Consider the following 463-nt stretch of genomic DNA (forward strand, 5'->3'; position numbering starts at 1 on the left):
CGCCCACATGATCACGGTGTGGCAGGGCCCGGCCCTGTCGTTGGCGCTGGTCGGGTTGTTGGCTGCGGCCCTGGTGGGTGCCGACGGGGTGCTCACCCGGGCGGCAGGTCACGCGTTCGGGTGGCGCCAGGTCACGGCCGGTGCCGTGGCCGTCCTGGTGGTGGTGGGGCCCGCGGCGACGTTGACGGCGTGGGTGACCACCCACGGGGCCTGGACGGGTGCAGGGCCCGGTGCCGTACGTGAGGACCCGGTGGCCCTGCGGGTCCACGAGCACCCGGTGGTTCCGGCCGTCGGCCGTCAGATGCAGCTGTCGGTCGACGCGGTGCGGGTCCTGTCGTTGCGCTCCGGCCCCGACGGTGCGGTCGAGGCCACGGTCCTGCGGCAGGACGGGCGGCAGGTGACCGAGTGGTCACGCGTGGCGACCGCGCGGACGGTCCGCGGTCCGGCGACGGGCGCCTGGCCG

At 76.0% G+C, this 463-nt stretch carries 1 pseudogene; it reads left to right on the plus strand.

From position 1 onward, the window contains the following. Positions 1-463 (plus strand): annotated as a pseudogene (locus N869_RS18255) (hypothetical protein); the annotation flags it as partial.

Source organism: Cellulomonas bogoriensis 69B4 = DSM 16987 (genome assembly GCF_000767165.1).
GTDB classification, from domain to species: Bacteria; Actinomycetota; Actinomycetes; order Actinomycetales; family Cellulomonadaceae; genus Actinotalea; species Actinotalea bogoriensis.